Genomic DNA, 3,899 nt, shown 5'->3' with positions numbered 1-3,899 from the left:
ATACCCGACTCTCTGGGGATCAGCAACAGCTCCCTGATCTGCTCACCGAGTTCGGTACCGCCCGGTTCACGGGTGACCACCACTGTTTTGCCCCGCTGCTGCAAAAATGTTCGGATAAAGCTTAGTTGAGTGGACTTGCCTGCCCCTTCAATGCCTTCAATGCTGATAAATTTTCCGCTCATTGTTTTTTCAACTGATAACGTCTTACCGCGTTATTGTGATCCCGCAAATTAGATGAAAACACGTGCCGGCCATCTTTACCCGTTGCAACAAAATAGAGACTGTCGCCTGCTGCAGGATGCAAGGCCGCTTGTATAGATTCGATGCTGGGCAGGCAAATAGGTGCAGGTGGTAAACCAGCCCGTGTGTATGTGTTGAACGGCGTATCTGTTTGTAAATCTTTTTTACGCAGATTACCATCGAATGTGTCACCAAGACCATAAATAACAGTCGGATCAGTCTGCAAACGCATGCCTTTTTGTAATCGCCGCACAAAAACCCCGGCGATTTCAGAGCGTTCGTCCGCTATTGCGGTCTCTTTTTCAATCACTGATGCCATAATCAACGCCTCATAAGGATGTTGATATGGCAAGTTTTCATCACGCTGTTCCCAGGCTTGCTCAAGTTGCTGCTGCATTTGTGTGTAAGCCCGTTTAAGAAATTCGATATCAGTCGTGCCTGTCGGGAAATGGTAGGTTTCCGGCAGAAACCAGCCCTCGCCATTTTTTTCAGGCTCACCGAGGGCGTTCATGGCAGCTGCAACGGTCGGTTCTGGCAAAGTAACCTTTATCTTCGGATGTGTTACCAACATATTGATCAATTGCTGCGCAGTCATACCCTCAACCACTGTCAAGGCATTCATCAGCACCTTACCACTAACCAGTTGCGATAATAGCGCCGGTAAAGTTGTGCCAGGCTGGATCGCGTATTCGCCTGCTTTTATCAAATGCGCCTGAGAAGTAAAACGGCCATATAACTGTAGATACAGAGGGGGAATATCGGTCAGCCCTTTTTGCTGCAGATCTTTGCTGATCACTTTAAGGTTCATGCCCGGCGCAACCACATAAGTCACATTTTGTGTTGTGACATTGAGAGGTTCATTGATAAAACGCTGATACTCCAACATCACAAAACTGATAAGAGAAGCTACGATAAGAGCAGGCAGTATTGCCTTGAAAAATATAACTTTCTTCATGTTAATGACTGGTCTTTGCTAATTCGTTTTGCAGCTGTTTACTGACAGCGCCGTGTGGCCATTGCCATGTTTCGTCCACGACTTTTGTCACCGGCCAAATCCCGATCAAACTATTGGTCAAAAACACTTCATCAGCCTGCTGCAGATCATTCAGGATTAATGTTTGCTGATAAACAGAAATGTTCAGTGTTTGCGCGATTTTTATAACCCGGGCGCGCATCACTCCTTCAATCCCACAATTATGAAGCTCCGGCGTAAACAAACGGCCTTGTTTCACCAGAAACAAATTACTCATGGTGCCTTCGATAAGCTTATCGTTGATATCCAGCATTAAGCCCTCTGTAGCGGTATCATCCTGCCATTCACTTCTGGCCAGAACCTGCTCCAGACGGTTCATATGTTTGATCCCGGCCAGAGTTGGATTAATACCAAGGCGATGCTTGCAAATGCAAACCGTTATGCCGGATTGATTGGCTTGCGGATAAACCGGTAAGGGGTATGCAGCAACAATACGTGTGGGTTTAATGTCAGCTGCGGCAAAATAGCCTCGCCCGCCTTCTCCGCGAGTCAGCATGATTTTGATGACACTATCCTCTGCGGTCTGGGCACAAAGCATGACCAGTTCAGCCTTGAGCAAATCCAGTTCGGTAAATGGGATATTGAGCCGCTGACATCCCAGCATCAGGCGCTGAAGATGTGCCTCAATCAATTCAAGCTCGCCGTTGCGGTAGGCAATGGTTTCAAACAGACCGTCGCCATATTGCAGGCCACGGTCTGAAACATTGATTCTGTTTTCTGGTTGTCCATTAATCAGAATCACCGGCAAACTCCGCTTGTTAACTTAATTTTCTGAAAATAACAGTACCGTTGGTGCCGCCGAAACCGAACGAGTTGGACATCGCAACATTAATCGGCATGTGACGTGCGGTATGGGGCACATAATCCAGATCACAGCCTTCGTCCGGATTATCCAGGTTAATGGTTGGCGGAGCCACCTGATCACGAATCGCCAGAATACTGAATACCGCTTCCACACCACCGGCAGCGCCCAGCAAGTGACCGATCATGGATTTAGTCGAACTGATAGCTACTTTGCCGGCAGCATCGCCCAGGGCGGTTTTGATCGCCATAGTTTCAGCTACATCACCCGCAGGTGTAGACGTACCGTGTGCATTGATGTAATCAATTTCATCAGGATTGATACCGGCATCTTTCATTGCATTAGTCATGCAACGTGCAGCACCTTCGCCACCTTGTGATGGCATGGTCATATGATAAGCATCTGAACTCATGCCGGAACCAATCAGTTCGGCATAAATCGTGGCGCCACGTTTGACGGCATGTTCATATTCTTCCAGTACGATAACACCGGCACCATCCCCCAGAACAAAACCATCACGGTCTTTATCCCAGGGACGGCTGGCAGCAGTTGGATCATCGTTACGAGTAGACAAGGCACGGGCGGCAGCAAAACCACCCAGCCCCGTCTTGGACGTCGCCATTTCGGCACCACCGGCAATCATGACATCGGCTTCACCGTATTGAATCATGCGACCTGCAGCAGAAATACAATGCGTACCTGTCGAACAAGCGGTGACAATAGCCGTGTTGGGACCTTTCATGCCATACATAATGGACAGGTTGCCCGAAATCATGTTGATGATATTGCTGGGTACAAAGAACGGAGAAATCTTGCGGGGACCGCCATTGAGATAGTTGTCATAGCCAGCTTCAATACCTGGCAAACCACCGATACCGGACCCAATTGCCACCCCTATGCGCTCGGCATTTTCTTCGGTGACTTCGAGTCCTGAATCCTCAATGGCTTCTTTAGCGGCGGCAATTCCGTAATGGATAAAAGTATCCATTTTTTTTGCATCTTTACGGGAGATGACTGTTGTCACGTCAAAGTCTTTGACACTGGCACCAAAACGCACACTAAAGTCCGACACATCAAACACAGTCAGCGGTGCAACACCGCTGTTACCAGCGGCAATATTTTCCCAGCTTTCGCTGACGGACAGACCGACGGGTGTAATAGCGCCCAGACCGGTAACGACAACGCGTCTTTTAGACATCAGGATTTCCCCTTCAAACCTACAGGTATAAACATAACATAGCCGCCTAGCATGCCTTCACACACTAGACGGCTATCATCAAGCTTCCGCTATATTAAGACTGGTGAGAATTAATATATGTGACGGCTTCTTTAACTGTAGTGATTTTCTCAGCTTCTTCGTCCGGGATTTCACATTCAAATGCTTCTTCCAGCGCCATAACGAGTTCTACTGTATCCAGGGAATCTGCGCCCAGATCATCGATAAATGAAGCATCTGCAGTTACTTCATCTGCATTGACACCCAATTGTTCAACAACAATTTCTCTTACGCGAGCTTCGATATCACTCATAACTAATGTTTCCTTTGGTGGTTAATACATCAAACAATGTGCAGGCATTTTATAGTGCCAGCACATTCGAGACAAGCTAAAACCCTCTCGGGCAATCTGTCCCTGTTACAAAAAATGTCACAATAACCGCTGAGCGGTTATTAACTCATATACATCCCGCCATTTACATGCAATGTTTCGCCTCACAAGGTGTGACATCAGTTGTTGAATGTGGTCCGGGTAAAGTGCTGACCGGTCTCAACAAACGCATTGATAAAGCCTTGAACGCTATGCCTTTGTTTGATCTGGCCAGTTT

General features: G+C 47.6%; 5 protein-coding genes and 1 pseudogene. 1 reads left to right on the top strand and 5 read right to left on the bottom strand.

Features of this window, described 5'->3' with window-relative positions:
- From OMP95_RS12455 to acpP, 5 genes are all read right to left on the bottom strand, one after another.
- The coding region (locus OMP95_RS12455; RefSeq protein WP_416234653.1) for a dTMP kinase at nt 1–182 on the bottom strand (182 nt) is incomplete at its 3' end.
- Nucleotides 179–1,195: an endolytic transglycosylase MltG gene (gene mltG, locus OMP95_RS12450; RefSeq protein WP_266329327.1), complete on the bottom strand. Its 1,017-nt coding sequence runs from the start codon at nt 1,193–1,195 to the stop codon at nt 179–181. The genes OMP95_RS12455 and mltG, both read right to left, overlap by 4 nt.
- 1 nt (nt 1,196) lies before the next feature.
- Nucleotides 1,197–2,015: an aminodeoxychorismate lyase gene (gene pabC, locus OMP95_RS12445; RefSeq protein WP_266329325.1), complete on the bottom strand. Its 819-nt coding sequence runs from the start codon at nt 2,013–2,015 to the stop codon at nt 1,197–1,199.
- A gap of 16 nt (nt 2,016–2,031) precedes the next feature.
- On the bottom strand, nt 2,032–3,273 hold the full coding sequence (gene fabF, locus OMP95_RS12440) for a beta-ketoacyl-ACP synthase II (RefSeq protein ID WP_266329323.1): 1,242 nt from the start codon (nt 3,271–3,273) through the stop codon (nt 2,032–2,034).
- A gap of 94 nt (nt 3,274–3,367) precedes the next feature.
- A complete protein-coding gene (gene acpP, locus OMP95_RS12435; RefSeq protein ID WP_266329321.1) occupies nt 3,368–3,604 on the bottom strand; it encodes an acyl carrier protein in 237 nt (78 codons plus the stop codon).
- 176 nt (nt 3,605–3,780) lie between these two features.
- On the opposite strand from acpP, the pseudogene OMP95_RS12550 reads away from it, so the two are divergent.
- Nucleotides 3,781–3,899 (top strand): annotated as a pseudogene (locus OMP95_RS12550) ([acyl-carrier-protein] S-malonyltransferase); the annotation flags it as partial.

This window comes from Methylophaga sp. OBS4, assembly GCF_026319305.1.
Lineage (GTDB): Bacteria > Pseudomonadota > Gammaproteobacteria > Nitrosococcales > Methylophagaceae > Methylophaga.
The sequence above is the reverse complement of the archived record's forward strand: the minus strand, read 5'-3'. Positions and strand labels throughout refer to the sequence as shown.

Excerpts from the sequence above, each read along its gene's own strand:
- mltG (WP_266329327.1), bottom strand. The coding sequence starts at position 1,195 with ATGAAGAAAGTTATATTTTTCAAGGCAATACTGCCTGCTCTTATCGTA.
- acpP (WP_266329321.1), bottom strand. The coding sequence starts at position 3,604 with ATGAGTGATATCGAAGCTCGCGTAAGAGAAATTGTTGTTGAACAATTG.
- fabF (WP_266329323.1), bottom strand. The coding sequence starts at position 3,273 with ATGTCTAAAAGACGCGTTGTCGTTACCGGTCTGGGCGCTATTACACCC.